Raw genomic sequence first — 16,085 nt, 5'->3', positions numbered from 1 at the left:
TTGTTGGCAAAATCGATACCCAAATACACACTATCCGCCACTTCGTTGCTCCCCACCGCCGTAAATGACAAATAAGTCTCCATATAAGCGCCTTTCAAATCATCAGGCAAATACAACACATCAGTACCCTCATACCGTGCTGCCCCATTCAGACTATAAACAGCCTTGCCCAGATCCGGAAAATAAGCCATCAACATCGCATGATGCCTTCTTTCCGTAAAATCCATCCAGGAACCCGTAGCCCAGCTAAACCTCAAACCTTCCGGCACCATCGAAACCGCGGCATCAACAGCCACAGGCAAACTACCCTGAGCCACCAGAACCTTACTATAGTCGACAGATACATCAGGATACGCTCCCAATAAAGCGTGCCGCTTATTATAAGACACCGCCATATTATGCGCATACCTTTCTACCTTAGCCGCCTCTACCATAAAACCGAGGTTGATAAACTCAACAATCGGCTTTAAAAACTGAATCACCACAGCCAGTTGCTGCCTGCAAGCCAGTTGCTTTACCGAAGGCGCCTTATTGATCTTCCCTACCATCCTCACCACATCTCTGTTCAACACCCTGTACGTTACCAGATTGCCAACCTTACCGTATACCGGCCCATGAGGCCCATTTTTCATTATTCCCATGATATTTTCATTTAAAATTCTTGTTCAAGCATTTAGTTCTTTATCTAACAAAATATGGGAATCTGTTCCCGGGCTGCATCCCTTTTAACCGCCCTCCTTTTCAATAAAAATGGTGACTCCGATGGGCATTGTTTTCATGCGCTTTTCGCGCCTTGAAAACCGAGCCCTAGAGGAGATCACCATTTTTAACCCCTACATGACAACAATAGCGCCCAGATAAGCACTGTTACTTACAGCCTTACCACCAACCGCCACAAAGATCATGTACACATGAACATTCTCCGTGCTCCAGGCACTCGGCAGCAAAATGTCGTAGCTTTCTACAGACCTCGCTACCACACTCGCCCTCACCGCAAACGCCTCCCTCGACGGATTGTACACCACAAAAGTCGCCATGTCTGTCAGCGAGCCAATCGTGCTCTCTATCACATCAGACCAGGAAATGTCCAGCTGCGCATCCACAGTAGTTGCCATAACAGGACTACTAGGGCCACTAACCTTGCCCCTGCTCAACAGCACATTCGGATAATCAATGGCCTGCATAGGATACACGCCAGTAATGGCGTTTTTAATGTTGTACCCCACAGCAGCATTCATTGCCGACTCATCCTCATCATGCTCCTGAAAACCAATCTCAATGATTGGCGAGATCCAGCTCAGCCATGCCGTGAAGATGCCAAAAGGAACCCTTACAGCCAGCTGCGCCTCAGTAGGCGGTTTACTGCTCGGATGCGGGCGCATAGAAAACGTATTTTTACCGTTCCTTACCCGCCCAACGTTGTTACCGGTCCTGCCTACCAAAAAGTAGTACGGACCACCCATTAAACGTCCCATAAACATAAAATTAAACTGTTAATCATTGCTTTACGCAATCCGCTGGATGGTCCCCTTCAGGAAACCCCGGAAAACGATGCCTAAGAACAAAGGCGGTATTAGAAAGCTATTTTAGCTTGCTTTTCTTAATGGATTCAATGTCACTTAAATCCTTCTTTCTGCCAGATGCTTCTTTATTTCTAATAAACTCAGCAACATTAATAAAGTTGACCTTTAAATCCTCTATATCTCCTTCAATTTTATTGCCATACGCCTCATCAAACTCAACACCGGAAATAGAATTCAATATGTCTATCCTCAAAGGTGGATACCCAAGTTGCGTTACGTAATTTTCTTTTAAAAAATCCTCAATAGTCAACCCAAGCGCACTAAATCCAAAGTCATTCAAAACGGAGATCATTTTCTCTGCGTTTTCATTACTAGGTTTAATCCAAATATCTAAATCTCCAGTATGTCGGGGTCTGCCATGATAAGCAAGTGCATGAGCGCCAACTACCATATAATCTACATTGTAGAGGTTCAAAAGTTCAATAAAGTCTACAAAATCAGGTTCAAAAATCATATCTTCCTTCTATGAATTACTTTTTCAATTCTTTCAGGAAAAATGCCAGTAGACCACAAATAATAACTTTTCCTAAGACGGCTCACTTCTTCCAGTCTTTCTGATGCGGTCTTGTTTAACCAGAACAAAATATCCAGAGAATCTTCATCTTCCATTTTGACCTGATTGACCACTAAAGCTATTTTTCTATCTTTTTTCACTATACAAAAATAATCATTTTAATTGACTAAATGGCTCTTTGATTCAGTTCCACATCCTTATCTTTCATGTCAAAAATACACTTTTTTCACCTCATTATGACATGAAAAAATCCCATAAATGACATGTATAACAATATCGCTTTAATACTTACTCATAAACGCCATCAGTGTAAACTGCATTACCGCCTCTCTCAATACCTCTCTGCTCCCGCCCCACTTAAAACAAAGCTTCAGCTCCTCACCCGCCATTTCAAACACATGCAAATGAGCCTTCTTTCCGCTCAACCCAATCTCCACTACCCGATGCCTCTTCCTGGGGCACAAGATCTCAAAAACAAAATCGGCACCAGCCTCATTCCTTTTCAGCGCATCCTCATACTCCCTGAAAGCACCCACCACAGCCGGAGCAAACTCTACAGTAGTGATCCTGTACAGCACCTTACCCCTTCTAAAAACTACAGAAGCCCGCTTGCCGTCTCTTCTGTAAATACAAATCATTAAAGAACTACTCATATCAAATAGGTTTGGTTGATGATCCAAAACTAAAAGGAGTAAATACGCTGCAAAAGCTCATATGAAGCAAAAAACACCGCCATATGACGGTGTTTTTTATCTGAAAACATTAGAAAAAATCGCTCAATGACTGCCCCTGCCAAGCGTAGACTCACCCACACCTATAAAAGCACACCTGTCCGCATTGTTCAGCCTATGGCAAAACTCCGGAAATAGCTCTTCAAACATCGCCGGACGGCAGCCCTTGTCGACAGTGCCCAATATCTCCAGCTGTTTCATCCGGCGCTCATTCTTTTCCGAAAGGATCTCCGTAGTCAGCCTGTCCGCAACAGGATAACTGCCGTAGATGATGTCCATACTGTCATTGCTAATGCTCACCAGTTCAGAATTTTCAATGGTTTCCATGTAGTATTTGGTATTGCTTAACCGGCGTCTAAACATCTTATACAACACCACGATCTCACCTTCTATCCAGACGTGGAGGATTTGAGGTCTTCCGGATACCGGGTGGATCACATAAAGTTTGATCAGTCCCGTTCGCAGAAAGATGGCATCCTTGTGTACCATATCCGGATCGAGCAACAGGTGGCCTTTTGGTTTGTAATGCGGCCTTAGCATGGTCATCAGGTCAGCTTCCATTTGCGTGGGTACCGGTTCCATTTTTTTGAGTGCAGCGACCACGTCAGATCTCCATAGGAAGGACGTAGCCTCATCAATAGGTTTGATAAAGAGTCGTTTCATGAATATTTGGTTTAAGAGTTAGTTAATTTAATAGAGAGCGTTAATTAATTACATTTATTTCAGCAAAACATTAAACCCCACCTCATCTGTGATGCATTGGCTCTTATCACATACCATGTAGTTGATCTTGCCTGAAATCATTCCTCTCGCCCCCTTGGGGAGAGATGGCGTAGCCAGAGAGGGGTTCTTGATCTTCAGCACCTGAACAAAATCCACCGTTTTTTCAAAATAATGCACATCCACATCAAACACCTCTTCATGCTTTTTCTTCATGGTTCCGAGCTCCTTCACCTTACCGCCCAGCAATAAATTCGGGTTCTTATCAAAACTGATCACCGTAGGCTCTGGCCCGCCTTCAGGCGTCCATTGGCTATATACTGCCCAGCCATCTCTTATCGTAGCCGACATATGCAGTTCATACAGATCAGCCTTTATTTTCTTAACTGTAAAGTTCCAGCTCGCTGGTTTCAGAATCTGAGCCTTTGTCGCTACTCCAAACAGCAATACAAAACCCACTAGAAACATTATTTTTCTTTTCATGTCATTAAACTTTAAATTCTTAAAAAATGGAGAGGCGGGTTTTGCCTCCCCATTTACAACCCAATAAATTCTATTTTAATAAATGACCTTTAATGTTAGCAGCATGCCCGCAGCACCATAATAATAGTAACTGTATAATTGAGCTCTTGTATTCCAGAAAGACGTGTCAGACAAATCTGGTTTCCATTCATAGCCATTCCAATAACGTTCACTGGAAATCACGCATAATGCATCGTTTCCAAATTCACATACATCTCCAGGGAATTCCTCACCACTTAGCATTACATAATTATCTGGATCCAGGTAATCATTGAAATAGTAAGGATCGGCTGGCCCTATATACCGAAAGTCATAATGGTAAACATCTCTATTTATTGAATTAGTAGTTGTGTCACTTTTACCACCCTGGGTAAATGACATCGCGGTAGCCATTGCAGCTACAAATAAGATCGATAATAATGCATTTTTTACTTTCATAATTTTGTAACTCCTTTTTCAGAAAAAGGGAAAATTTAAATGAATAATATGATATTTTTTTATTGGGTTTTCTATTGATATCCCCTCTCTCATATCCTGGTATCTTTAAAAAATTTATTAATCCGCTCGTCCATATCTTGCAAATGTGATTTTGTCATCTCATCCTTAGCAATAGGAATCACGTTTCTAATCTCCTTTTGCAAAGCCCTGGCATGGGATTTTACTATGGAAATCATATCGTTTGTGGTACTCACAGAACCAGCAGCCGCAAATCCGGGAGGCATTGGAGGTGCAGGTGGAGGATTGATGATAATCCCCAATCTTTCTACGTATGATTTTTGAAGGTTTCTTCGATAAATGCTTATGGATTTATTAGCGTACAATTCGGACCATATACCTCTTTTTACATCATTCAGCAATTCCAAGCCTGTATACGCATTTCTACTATCATATGCCTCAAACTGCAGCAGCTTGTTAATCGTTTCTGCGCTAATCAATTTTTTCAAGGTATTATCTTGCAGGGCATTTAAAACAGTTGCAGTACCCTTGCCTGTCTTGTCAAAAATCTCTTTATTCAGCAACCAGGTTGGTGTACTAAACAATTGGGCATTTAAAAAATTTACAGCTTCCTGTTGCTTCTCTTTACTGACAAACTCAATCACCTTTCCTGGCTCTTCCACCGATTTTGGCGTAGTCATTACACCACCGATGTTCTTTGCTACATGGCCCATGTACCGGTTAAATTGGTTTAACAGCTCACTATACATTTCAACAGCACTTTGGTAACCTTCATTCTCCTCCTTCGTCCAGTTTAAGATCTGAGGCAATATTCTTTTAAGATTTTTTATTCCGTAACTGCTTGCAATCATTGCATTGTCCCCAAGATCTTCATTTTGGCATCTCGGATCATCTTTATCCGTTTCAGTACCAAACCACAAACGTTTATTGGCAGCAGTCTTCTCAATGATCCATTTATTTAAATACTCCTTTTCCTGGTTTGCAGTCTTTTCCGGAAACCAGCGGTATCCCCATTCTATCGCCCATTTATCATAATCACCAATTCTCGGGAAGATTCCTTTGTCAGAGATTCCATCTTCTGGTTGTGCCACATAGTTGAACCTGGCATAATCCATAATGCTTGGTGTATGTCCGTTGGCTTCTACCCAAGCCTTATCCCGCAACTTTTCCACGGGCACTGCTGATGAAGAGCCATAGTTATGCCGCAAACCAAGTGTATGGCCAATTTCATGAGAGGATACAAACCGGATCAATTGTCCCATCAGTTCCTCATCAAACTTCACCTTACGTGCCTTAGGATCAACTGCACTTGCCTGAATAAAATACCAGTTCCTAAGCAGTTTCATTACATTGTGGTACCAATTGACATGGGTTTCTAGGATTTCTCCTGTTCTCGGGTCGTTCACATGTGGCCCACTCGCATTGGGGATGTCTGACGGCTTGTAAACGACGGCGTTATAACGGGCATCCTCTAAGCTCCATTCCGGATTTTCTTCTTTTGAAGGAGCCTCTTTGGCAACAATCGCATTTTTAAAACCTGCTTGTTCAAAAGCTACATTCCAATCGTTTATCCCCTGGATCAGGTAAGGCACCCATTGTTTTGGAGTAGCAGGGTCTATGTAGAATACAATTTGCTTTTCAGGCTCCACCAATTGACCTGACAAGTATTTTTGAATGTCTTGCTGTCTGGGTTTCATCCTCCATCGGGTGATCATCTCGACCTTTTCTACGCCCTGAGGATTACTATTAAAATCGGTGTATCCAGTTGAAAAATACCCAATCCTGCTATCGGCATTTCGGGAGGGCATCAGCTTATCAGGCAACAAAAGCATAGAACTGTTCAATTCATAAGTCAAAAAGCCTCCTGCCGGAACTCCGGGTTCAGCAGCACCCCTCGTATAGGTTTTCAATGTTTTGATTTCTACATTGCCCCTATAAGATTTTATTTCTTTTACATAGGATTTATCTGTCTGATAGCCTCCCAATCCTAATACACGCTTTACATCTCCTTCAAAGAAAAGAATATCATTGTCACCATTTAGGTAGTCTGTAATATCAATAATGACTCCCCTTTCATTCTTTGAAATGCCTTTTACCTCAAATGAAGCTACGATTGGCTGAATGTTGGAATTCTCAACAGAACGGTACATTGTACTGGTTGAATCACCTCCTCTCTCAGTAAACGTGATTTTCCGGATAAAGAGCTTGTTGTTTGGTCCTTTATCCAATCTAACAACAGACTTATTGATCTGATCTCCTCCGTACCCTATCATATACGTTGGATTACGCACCTGCGCAGCAGATCTTGAAATCCGGCTAACTATTAAGATATCTTTGTTCAACAAGGTATCAGCAATCTCCAGGAAATACTTATCCTCCTGTTTATAAACATTAAACATTCCGATGTCAGCAACCGCCTTTTTGGTAATTAACGCCTCAAACTTTTTGGGTGTTTTCGGCACAATGGAAATTTTTGCAGTATCCTTGGAAACAACAGCAGTATCTTTTACTACCATCTCGGCTTTTTGCTTCTTATTATTTTTAAAGAGTCCGCAACTGTATAAACATAGCAGAGCCATGCTTGCTGTTAGAGCAAGTTTAAAATTCGTTTTCATATTTATTTCTTGCTAGGCTTAAAACCGTTTTCAGTCAATACCAACATCTCCAATTCCCTTTCCGCTACCTTTAGATAAAAGCCATTTTTTGCCAGTTGTTTTTGGTAATCTTTGAAAGAGATTTTAGGGCCAAACCGCAATAAAAACTCAAGCTCCCCTGTATACCCACTTTCATCCAATACCGGACAATTCACACTTTGGGTATTTAAAGCATCCATAACACCTTTAATATTCTGATAAATTGATTCGTACCAACCCCTCAACATAACATCTTTTGATTTTTTAAGGTCATACTCATAGGGCGGGAATTTGGCTCGCTCTATTTCTTCATTTTTTGCGTACTGTTTCTGAAGTCCCGTAGGTGCTTTTATATCGTCAGAATTCCTGGTAATCACCCAACAATTTACTTTCCTTTTTTCCAAACGTCCATTCAAGTTAAACAACCGGTTTAGGTCCTCTCTCATATAATTAAATACTGCCTCCTGGTTATAAATAGCAGGCAAAACAGCTTCGTAAGAATAAGTATGCGCTTTTTCCCATTCAGCTCTATATTCATTTCTTGTATTAAAATAATTAACTGAATCTTTGATTTCTAAAATAGTCCTGTTGTTGCTTCTGAATGTATTCCGCTTTTCCACTTCCATAGGTTCTATGACAGCCTCTTTGTAAAGACGAAGAATAGGATGATTAATAAAAGTTACTTTATTAATCATCCTATTCTTATCAAAAAGATTATCTTTTTTTGATTCAAGAAAGCCATCAATATATCCTGAAAGCTGATTATAAAAAGATTTTTCAGGTAAAGCAGTAACTTTAGCACCATAGGCATAAACAAGCAAAGGCAATGTATAATCGTATTTGTTTGATTTTCCTTTAGGGCTACCCCCGGCAATTGCCCAATTTTTCTGATTGCCAGACAAGATGGAATTGATTTCAACCTCATTTACATATTCCGATGAGGTTATTCCTATTACCTTTCCATTCATCACCCAAACTTCGTGTGGTAACCCAGCGTTTGGAAAATACTTATACAATGCCTTATCGTTTTTACCTTCAACAAGGGTTCCCAGAGATGTACTCCTTTTTGTGTAAGAATTTTTCATCCAAAACTCAGATATATATTTTTCGATATCATATATCTTCGCTCCATCCAGTATTTTTTTCCAACCTACAATCGGAAGGATCATAATTTTATCACCAAATTTCTTTTGTAAACTGTCCATTTTTGGAAGTCCGGCAATACACGGACCACACCATGGTGCCCAAAAATCAAAAATGATTAGCTTATCTTTGATTTGAGAGAATTTTAGATCTATGTCACTGTACTTCCCATCTTTAAAAAACCGAAGCCCTTTTAAATCTGGCATACTATCTCCAACCGTCAATTCCTGTGAATAGCTTTTCAAAAAAACGGCACATAACAGTCCCGTCATAAAAATTAATCTTTTCATGTTTAATAAATTTGTGTGTTAAAAAATATGTTGTTATGGATTTTGCTGCATCCCTGATAAACGAATTACATCAAAAGGGATAGCCAATACATATCTGTCACTTCCGGGCACTAATTCGTAAATATTACCATCAATTGTTCGCTTGATGGAAACAGCATGTTCTGGCTCTTTAGATAATCTTCGAAGATCTGTCCATCTAGTCCCCCTATACAATAGTTCTTTCCGTCTTTCACGTAAAATTATCTTTAAAGCCTCGGTAGCATTCACTGCTGTTATCGGGTTGTATTGGCCCTCCCACCTTGTTTTTAAGAGAAAATTCAAATCTTTCAAAGCGAGTTCGGTATTCCCTGCTCTGGCATAGCTTTCAGCCCTTATTAGATACATTTCATCTGTTGCAATACCTCCAAATGTGAAACCGCTTGTACCTAAACTAGCTTGGCCGTCATAATTGGCCTTGAAGTTATAAGTTCCAGCATTCACACCGGTATTTGCCCTAAAATAAATGAATTTCCTTAAATCCTTTGCATCATAAGAGTCATACAACTCTTTATCAATTTTCGCCCTTGAAGGCGCAGTCAACCCATTACTTGGAGAAATCATATGAAATATCACTTCTTTATGAAAACGGGTAAACGGGACTGCAGCAGTCTTACTTATTGAATTGAAGTCTATAAGATCACTATATAGCTGTAGGCATGAATCTGCATATAAGCCGGCCCTTGGATAGTCCCGCATAGAAAGGTAAACTCTTGCCAGTGCACCATAAACAGCAGGTTTGCTAGGTCTTGATTTAACTTGCGGTGTCAACGGAAGTAAATTCTTAGCAATGTTCAAGTCTTTAATTATTCGATCATAAGATTCCTTTACAGTTGCCCTTGTTGATTTAACGGTAAAATCTGCATCTAAGCGTATTGGAATCCCCGGATCCGTTCCAGCACTAGATGCGTCATAAATTGGTGCATATAACTGCACCAATGCATAAAATAGATAAGACCGAAAAAATAGAGCACTGCCCTTTACATTATTGCTTTCCGCAGTCTCGCCTTTACCTTCCATAATTTTATCAAAGGCATTCAATACGGTATTGCACCTAAATACAACTCCATACGCGTTTCCCCAGTCCCCGCCATCACTCATCGATTCCTTATTCCAACGGTAATAATTTCTAACATATTCATTGAAGACGTTGTAGTCTGCAGATGTTAAATAATAATTATCTGACTGGGTTTCTAAAACACCAGGATATCTCGCACTCATGGCAGGATAATAATCCAACAATAGTTGTGCATCATTGAGCGTGGCAACTGTCGCAATTCGATCGTCAGGCTTTGCATCAAGATATTTTTTGCAAGACTGAAAGCCTAAAGTAACGATAGCCAGAATAATAGATTTTATTATAAAATTCGTTTTCATAATTACATTTAATTAAAGAGTTGCTCTTAATCCTATCGAAATACTTTTATTTGGTTTTAACCCTTTAGGAAACGATGGGTCAAGACCTGCTTTATTAGCTTTATAAAGCAATACATTTAAACTGCTGAAATATCCATATAACTGTAAGGATCCAAATTTCAATTTCTTCAATACTGAAGTAGGCAAATCATAGCTCATTCGTATGTCTTCGAGTCGAATGTGATCCCCACGCTCTACGAGAATTTCCGAATTGCTGTAAAAAGTAGATCTTGATGACGCGGCATACTCAATTGAGGGTATATTCGTCGTTATTTCATCTCCAGGTTTTTGCCATCTTTTATAATAATCTGAATGCCCTTCGCCTCTTAATAATGAAGTATAATCAATACTTTCTCTTCTAAAAAAATAGCCTAAACGATAAGTAATATTGGCAGACAATGAAACTCCTTTGAAGTTAATTGCATTTAGAAAATTACCATAAAATTTTGGAACCGCGGAACCGTGATTTATGTTATTGGAAATCGGATTTGATGTTGGACTCAGTAACGCTGTATAATCCTTACTAATAGCACCATTTAGGTAACCCCTGGGGTCTCCTGTTAATGGGTCTAGACCAGCCCACCTTAAACTGATTATCGAGTAAGGATTTGAATAGGGGTTTATAAGCTGGCCATTGTTGACGTTTCCAAGCTGATCCAAATTACCAAGGAATTTGGTCACTTCATATTTCTCATGAGCAAATGTTAATCTGGTCTCATACAGAACATTCTTCGTATTGATGACTTTTCCCGTCAATCCTATCTCAATTCCATTTCCTGACATATTAGCAGAATTTGACAACATTGTTGTTATTCCCGTAGAATTATCTAACACCTCGGATGAAATTACATCCGTTGATTTCTTATTGTATAAATCAATCGTTCCGGAAAGAATCTGATTCTTTAAACTAAAGTCTATTCCAACATTCAACGTTCCCACTTTTTCCCATCTCAGGGAAGGATTACCAGGTGTTAATATATCTGCTGCCGGAAGATTTGTCGTAGCACTAGTAGGAAGATACCTAATTACTGTTACTGCCCGGCCTGTTTGGTTTACATTTCCGCTAAATCCATAGGTCATCCTCATCCTCAATTGAGGTAATGCATCAATCTTATAAAATGATTCCTGAGAAATATTCCACAAACCACCTACTGACCAAAAAGGCCTGCCTTTGTCATTAGTTTTCACACCGAAAAGATTTGAAGCATCTCTTCTTGCACTCGCGCTCAAGGTATATTTTTGATTATAGGTATAGGAGGCATTACTATAAAGCGAAACGAATCGATCTCTAAGGCCACTAAAGGGAGTAGCAATATTTGTTGGTATGGTGGTTTGCCCACCTGTATACGTTGGATATTGATTTACAAAATCCATGTTACTAAAATTCAAACGTTCATTATAACCAAACGTTACCGTGTTTGCAGACAATGATCTATTACCACTAATTTCCCCGCCAGCCAAAACGGCAACTTCATGTTTATTATTCCAGGTCCGGTTAAAGTTTAATGCAGTTCTAAGATTTTGAGTAACAATCTCGCCATTTGTTCGATTCAATATCCCATCTTTGGGGACAACATATTTAACAGTATTGCCATTGATTTGGGTGAATCTATTCACAAGATCTCTCGTGTAAAAGCTGTTTATATCACGTAGCCTCCAAGTTTCATTATCTATTCTTTGATATTGATAAGATAACTCGACACCCAATCCTTTAAAAATACTATAACCTAAAGTCAACCCTCCTGTAAGGCTGCGTGAGGTAGATGAGTTGTCACTATTTTGCAGTTCATCCAACGGTCTGAATTTCCAATCCAATAATTTGCCTTTGCCGGCGGTGTCTGTATATTGTTTTCTATAACTTCTGTCGATCGCTAGTGGGTTACCATTTTCGTCGGCAAATCTGGCATATGAATACAACCTGCTGTCCTGTAGTCCAAATGATCCATTCCCGTAGTCGCCAGGATTATTAGATTCGTTGCGACCTTGCGAATAAGCCAAATTAATTCGAAGTTGCAATTGCTTAATCGGAGAAAGGGTCGTATTAGAGCGAAACGTAATGCGGTCATACTGGTTTCCTACCAAATTGCTGATGTTCTTATCGAAACCACCAGAAATTGCAAATTTTACGTTACTTCCGCCTCCGTTTAAGTTGATTGCATGCTGTTGGTTTAATTCGTTTCGATACATATAATTCATATAATCATTGCGAATATCATACTGCCTGAGTAAATTGATTTGGGCATCTGCTTGTGTCTGGCCGATCTCTTCGTTTTGAAGGCGCAATAAAATTTCCTGTACGGGAGTCAATGCTCCAAACACCGGATCGCTCAATTTATCATTGTAATGACCCATATTAAAAAGGGTTCTTTCAACATCGATATAATCAGTTGTTGCCATCTCTTGAAGGTTGAATAAATTAGGTTTGGCTATCGAAGTGATATTTGTGTTTAGAGACACTTGTAATTTTTGATTCAACTTGCCTTGCTTTGTTGTAATTACAATTACTCCATTTCCTGCTTTTGCCCCCCAAATCGATGCAGCAGCAGCATCCTTTAATATGGTGATGTTATCAACATCGTTAGGATTAATATCCAGAAGATTTCCAGAGAATGGAAAATTATCAACGACTATTAAAGGCTGTGACATTTCTTTTGTTAACGTATAAAGCCCTCGAATTTGTAAATTCTGTCCAGGTTTATTATTTAAATCAATATCCGGTCTTCTATCGAACAACAAACCCGAAACCACTCCTTCCAGCCTGCTCAGAATATCCGTCCCAACTTTTCTATTGATCAATTCATTGTCTACCTGCACAAAACTACCCGTAGCCCGTGTTTTATCAATATTCTGATAACCGGTATTGTAAACTACCTTCACCTCTTCCAACTCTCCAGTCGCCACATTTAATTTTATTTCCAACGGTGTCACTGCATCCTTCAACGCAATCTCCAGCTGTTTATAACCCACATACCTAATCACTAGTATAGCATCATCAGCTACATTTGCTATAATAAACTCTCCTTTATCATTACTGTTATAAACCTGGCTTTTCCCTTTCACCTGAATCGACGCATTCGGCAACGGTTTGCCCGTCTCATCCACCACCCTGCCCCGCACATCAATATTAGTAAACCTGGCAACCAGATTACCCAGAAAGGAAGGCTTCTTCTCCCTAACCACAATCGTCTTTTGATCAATGGTATAAGTCAGATTTTGTCCCTCCAAACTTACCTCCAGCACCTTTTCCAACGCTTCATTCTTAAAATTAGCCGACACCGGCTTTGCAGCCTCCAGCTTCTCCGCACTCATCACTACGTTATAACCCGTCTGGGCCTTTATCGCTTTAAAAAGCTCCTGCAAAGTCCCCTGTTTCGCCTTAAAAGTAACGCGCTGTGCAAATCCTGATGCACTTACTTGCATTATCGCGGCAATCATAAATACGGTGGTGAGTCGCATAATCAGCAGGATTTTATGAAAACAAGGGTTTTCTACACCCCGTTTCCTGATGTAATTTTTATACATTTCATTTGGTTTACGACAAATTCTTAGCGGCCAAATGAGAGACCGTCAATATTGCTTTAATGCGCAATATTGCCTAAGTTTGTTTGTCTGGTTGTTAGTTGATACGATTCCAATTTTATTAAATTAACCCGGCATTGGCCAGCGGTGTTGTCAGCACCTCTGGCCTTATTTTTGGTTTATTGGGTCAATGCCATGTTGTAGTTATGGTTTTACTATAATCGTCCTCCCCTCAATTTTAAAATGAACATCCCCGGTTAATTCAAGCATTTTAAGCACGTCAGATACATTGGTAAAGCGCGTTATCGAACCCCAAAACTGTTTCTTTTCCATTTTGCTGTTCTCATAACGGATCTCTACATCGTACCATCTCGAGATTTTGTTCATAATACTGACCAAAGGCTCCTTATTAAACAAAAACTCGCCATTTTTCCAGGCCACGGCTTCTTGCGCGTCAATAGGAATGACACTTATTTTATCATTGATTAAGATAGATTGCTGGTTTGGTTTCAGGATTGTGCCATTCACATTTACACTTCCCTCAAGAAGTGTAGTCTTCACAGCACCCTCATCATCATAGCTGCTAATATTAAAGTGCGTCCCCAACACCGTCACATCCTGATTTTTGGTGGACACTACAAATGGTTGTTTTTTATTCTTAGAAACTTCAAAGTAGGCTTCGCCGTCCAGAACAACTTTTCTATTAACTAACCCAGAAAAAGATGCAGGAAACCTGATACTACTGGCGGCGTTGAGCCATGCCTTTGAACCATCCGGTAACGTAATTTGATAGGTGCCACCGCGGGGGGTTGTTACAGCGAGTGTTCTTACCTTTTCGTCATTGCGAGGCACCGAAGCAATCTCACTACCGTCATTATACTTTAGATCATCACCTATCACAACCCCCAACTTCGCATCACTCAGCGTAATCACCTTCCCATTAGCCAATGTCAATGTCGCTGTATTCTTGCCAGGTGCAATATCATTCACATACTGTGCGCTTCCAGGGTTCCGGCCTTCGCCGGAATGACGGGGAGCATAATAAAACCATACGCCTAAAGTAATCGCAGCCACAGCAGCCACAGCCACCCCCCGAAGCCAGTTCGGGGCAGGCTTTGGCCACAACTTAACCGTCCTGCGTTTTCCAATCTCTACATTGATCGCCTCCAAAATCCGCATTCTGTGTTCCTCTTCCGAAGAAACAAAACCATGCGGTATATCAACCTGATCGTCCAGGTGCTGATTGTACCAGGAATTGAGCTCCTGCTCCTCTTCCGGAGTGATCGTCTTATTGAATAGCTTATTCGCTAATTCGGCTGCACGTATATTTTTATCATTCATCACCAGGGGGCTTTTATTATAGGTGCCTTTTCAGAAGCCTATCCCTTAGTCCGGTAAAAAATATTGTTTTATTTTTGACATGAAAGATAATCTATGGTATTAAATCGCCCACAGATGGTTACTGCGACCATACCAAATTTAATGGCGGCGAAGAGATTCACGAGTATTTCACAGACCTCATGCGGGATGTAGACCTGATCATCTACGGACGTATGACCTATCAGCTAATGGTTCCCTACTGCCTTCGGAACTGATCGCGCGATAAGCCGCACTGCCGATGACAGCGCGGCTTAAATTGCCATTCCAACCGATAACTTATATATCTGAATAATCCGCAGGATACAGAAACCAGGTATTTCCCTTAGAAACATTGTTCTGATACTCTGGCATTGCAGAAAGCTTTCTCCAGTAATCATCTTTTCCGAACGCATCCCAGTGCTTGTCACGGTCTGCACGGTTCTCAAACGTGGTCATGTACATCAGGTTTGGCATAGAACTGCCTGCAACCACCTGCGCATAAAAGACAGCATTAAAACCGAGGCGCTTAAACAAGCCTACCTCGTCGCCAGAATTAAACATACGGATCTTATTGGCAGAGATTTTTTCTGTCGGGCCTTCATAGCTTCTCAGCTCATATACCCTGTCTTTTTTCGCAGCGCTTAGATTTGGAAGACCGAACTTCGGATTCTTTTCAAATGCATTCAGCAGGATCGTCTCCATTCTGCTATACGGAGGCTCATTGTGTTTGGCATCCAAATATCCGGTACCATCCTGGTGATACTTTTGGTCTTTGCTTAGTTTCGCATCCAGCTTAAAAAAGTCATCCCTGGAAGCAAAAGGGATCAGCACGTAGATCAGCTTCTCTTCAGTTGCCTTACCGGCATCAACAATGGGCTTAAATACACCAACACTGGAAATCCCTGCCCTGTGCAGTGCCGGAAGATAGGCATCCTTTAAAAACTGATCGACCCTGTTCTCCTGTTCAGCGGTCTTCAGATGATAGATTTTGATTTGATAGAAATCAAGCTTTGCAGCTGCCTTTGAGACCTGTGGTACCAGCACAACAAGCAGCAGCGAAAATAACAGTAATACTTTCTTTGACATGTAGTTTAATATTTGATTTGTGTGTGAATAAAGACTAAAACTAACGAATACTTTTTTTAATGAGCTACTCACAATTT

General features: G+C 40.5%; 14 protein-coding genes. All 14 read right to left on the bottom strand.

Annotated features, from left to right (window positions below; all coding sequences use genetic code 11):
- The coding region (locus VK541_RS25575) for a DUF6266 family protein (protein WP_324373502.1) at positions 1-641 on the bottom strand (641 nt) is incomplete at its 3' end.
- A 192-nt stretch (positions 642-833) separates the two neighbouring features.
- Positions 834-1,475: a DUF6266 family protein gene (locus VK541_RS25570; protein ID WP_324373500.1), complete on the bottom strand. Its 642-nt coding sequence runs from the start codon at positions 1,473-1,475 to the stop codon at positions 834-836.
- A gap of 106 nt (positions 1,476-1,581) precedes the next feature.
- Positions 1,582-2,037 carry a hypothetical protein gene (locus VK541_RS25565; RefSeq protein WP_324373499.1) on the bottom strand — a complete coding sequence of 152 codons (456 nt, stop codon included), beginning with the start codon at positions 2,035-2,037 and terminating at the stop codon, positions 1,582-1,584.
- Entirely contained in the window at positions 2,034-2,237 is a 204-nt protein-coding gene (locus tag VK541_RS25560; RefSeq protein ID WP_324373497.1) for a hypothetical protein, read from the bottom strand. The genes VK541_RS25565 and VK541_RS25560 overlap by 4 nt, the downstream gene beginning before the upstream one ends.
- 141 nt (positions 2,238-2,378) lie before the next feature.
- Complete coding sequence (locus VK541_RS25555) at positions 2,379-2,750, bottom strand: hypothetical protein (RefSeq protein WP_324373495.1); 372 nt, start codon at positions 2,748-2,750, stop codon at positions 2,379-2,381.
- 123 nt (positions 2,751-2,873) lie between these two features.
- Positions 2,874-3,491, bottom strand: coding sequence for a Crp/Fnr family transcriptional regulator (locus tag VK541_RS25550; protein ID WP_324373493.1), 618 nt, complete (start codon positions 3,489-3,491; stop codon positions 2,874-2,876).
- A 54-nt stretch (positions 3,492-3,545) separates the two neighbouring features.
- A complete protein-coding gene (locus VK541_RS25545; protein WP_324373492.1) occupies positions 3,546-4,031 on the bottom strand; it encodes a hypothetical protein in 486 nt (161 codons plus the stop codon).
- 75 nt (positions 4,032-4,106) lie between these two features.
- On the bottom strand, positions 4,107-4,508 hold the full coding sequence (locus VK541_RS25540) for a hypothetical protein (RefSeq protein ID WP_324373491.1): 402 nt from the start codon (positions 4,506-4,508) through the stop codon (positions 4,107-4,109).
- An 89-nt stretch (positions 4,509-4,597) separates the two neighbouring features.
- Complete coding sequence (locus VK541_RS25535; protein ID WP_324373490.1) at positions 4,598-7,042, bottom strand: zinc-dependent metalloprotease; 2,445 nt, start codon at positions 7,040-7,042, stop codon at positions 4,598-4,600.
- Between the two features lie 101 nt (positions 7,043-7,143).
- Positions 7,144-8,592: a TlpA family protein disulfide reductase gene (locus VK541_RS25530; RefSeq protein WP_324373489.1), complete on the bottom strand. Its 1,449-nt coding sequence runs from the start codon at positions 8,590-8,592 to the stop codon at positions 7,144-7,146.
- 33 nt (positions 8,593-8,625) lie between these two features.
- Positions 8,626-10,005: a RagB/SusD family nutrient uptake outer membrane protein gene (locus VK541_RS25525; RefSeq protein ID WP_324373488.1), complete on the bottom strand. Its 1,380-nt coding sequence runs from the start codon at positions 10,003-10,005 to the stop codon at positions 8,626-8,628.
- Between the two features lie 12 nt (positions 10,006-10,017).
- Positions 10,018-13,566: a SusC/RagA family TonB-linked outer membrane protein gene (locus VK541_RS25520; RefSeq protein ID WP_324373487.1), complete on the bottom strand. Its 3,549-nt coding sequence runs from the start codon at positions 13,564-13,566 to the stop codon at positions 10,018-10,020.
- A 201-nt stretch (positions 13,567-13,767) separates the two neighbouring features.
- A complete protein-coding gene (locus VK541_RS25515; RefSeq protein WP_324373486.1) occupies positions 13,768-14,904 on the bottom strand; it encodes a FecR family protein in 1,137 nt (378 codons plus the stop codon).
- A gap of 315 nt (positions 14,905-15,219) precedes the next feature.
- The gene (locus tag VK541_RS25510) at positions 15,220-16,008 is read right to left on the bottom strand and encodes an NIPSNAP family protein (RefSeq protein WP_324373484.1); all 789 of its coding nucleotides are present in this window, start codon (positions 16,006-16,008) and stop codon (positions 15,220-15,222) included.
- Positions 16,009-16,085 lie beyond the last annotated feature (77 nt).

The sequence above is a fragment of the Pedobacter sp. genome, from assembly GCF_035317785.1.
In the GTDB taxonomy this organism is placed as follows: Bacteria; Bacteroidota; Bacteroidia; order Sphingobacteriales; family Sphingobacteriaceae; genus Pedobacter.
Note: the sequence above shows the minus strand (reverse complement) of the source record. Positions and strands in the feature narration are given on the sequence as shown.

Coding starts and splice junctions, on each gene's coding strand:
- VK541_RS25570 (WP_324373500.1), bottom strand. CDS start 1,475: ATGGGACGTTTAATGGGTGGTCCGTACTACTTTTTGGTAGGCAGGACC.
- VK541_RS25515 (WP_324373486.1), bottom strand. CDS start 14,904: ATGAATGATAAAAATATACGTGCAGCCGAATTAGCGAATAAGCTATTC.
- VK541_RS25525 (WP_324373488.1), bottom strand. CDS start 10,005: ATGAAAACGAATTTTATAATAAAATCTATTATTCTGGCTATCGTTACT.
- VK541_RS25540 (WP_324373491.1), bottom strand. CDS start 4,508: ATGAAAGTAAAAAATGCATTATTATCGATCTTATTTGTAGCTGCAATG.
- VK541_RS25565 (WP_324373499.1), bottom strand. CDS start 2,037: ATGATTTTTGAACCTGATTTTGTAGACTTTATTGAACTTTTGAACCTC.
- VK541_RS25550 (WP_324373493.1), bottom strand. CDS start 3,491: ATGAAACGACTCTTTATCAAACCTATTGATGAGGCTACGTCCTTCCTA.
- VK541_RS25545 (WP_324373492.1), bottom strand. CDS start 4,031: ATGAAAAGAAAAATAATGTTTCTAGTGGGTTTTGTATTGCTGTTTGGA.
- VK541_RS25555 (WP_324373495.1), bottom strand. CDS start 2,750: ATGAGTAGTTCTTTAATGATTTGTATTTACAGAAGAGACGGCAAGCGG.
- VK541_RS25530 (WP_324373489.1), bottom strand. CDS start 8,592: ATGAAAAGATTAATTTTTATGACGGGACTGTTATGTGCCGTTTTTTTG.
- VK541_RS25520 (WP_324373487.1), bottom strand. CDS start 13,566: ATGTATAAAAATTACATCAGGAAACGGGGTGTAGAAAACCCTTGTTTT.
- VK541_RS25510 (WP_324373484.1), bottom strand. CDS start 16,008: ATGTCAAAGAAAGTATTACTGTTATTTTCGCTGCTGCTTGTTGTGCTG.
- VK541_RS25535 (WP_324373490.1), bottom strand. CDS start 7,042: ATGGTAGTAAAAGATACTGCTGTTGTTTCCAAGGATACTGCAAAAATT.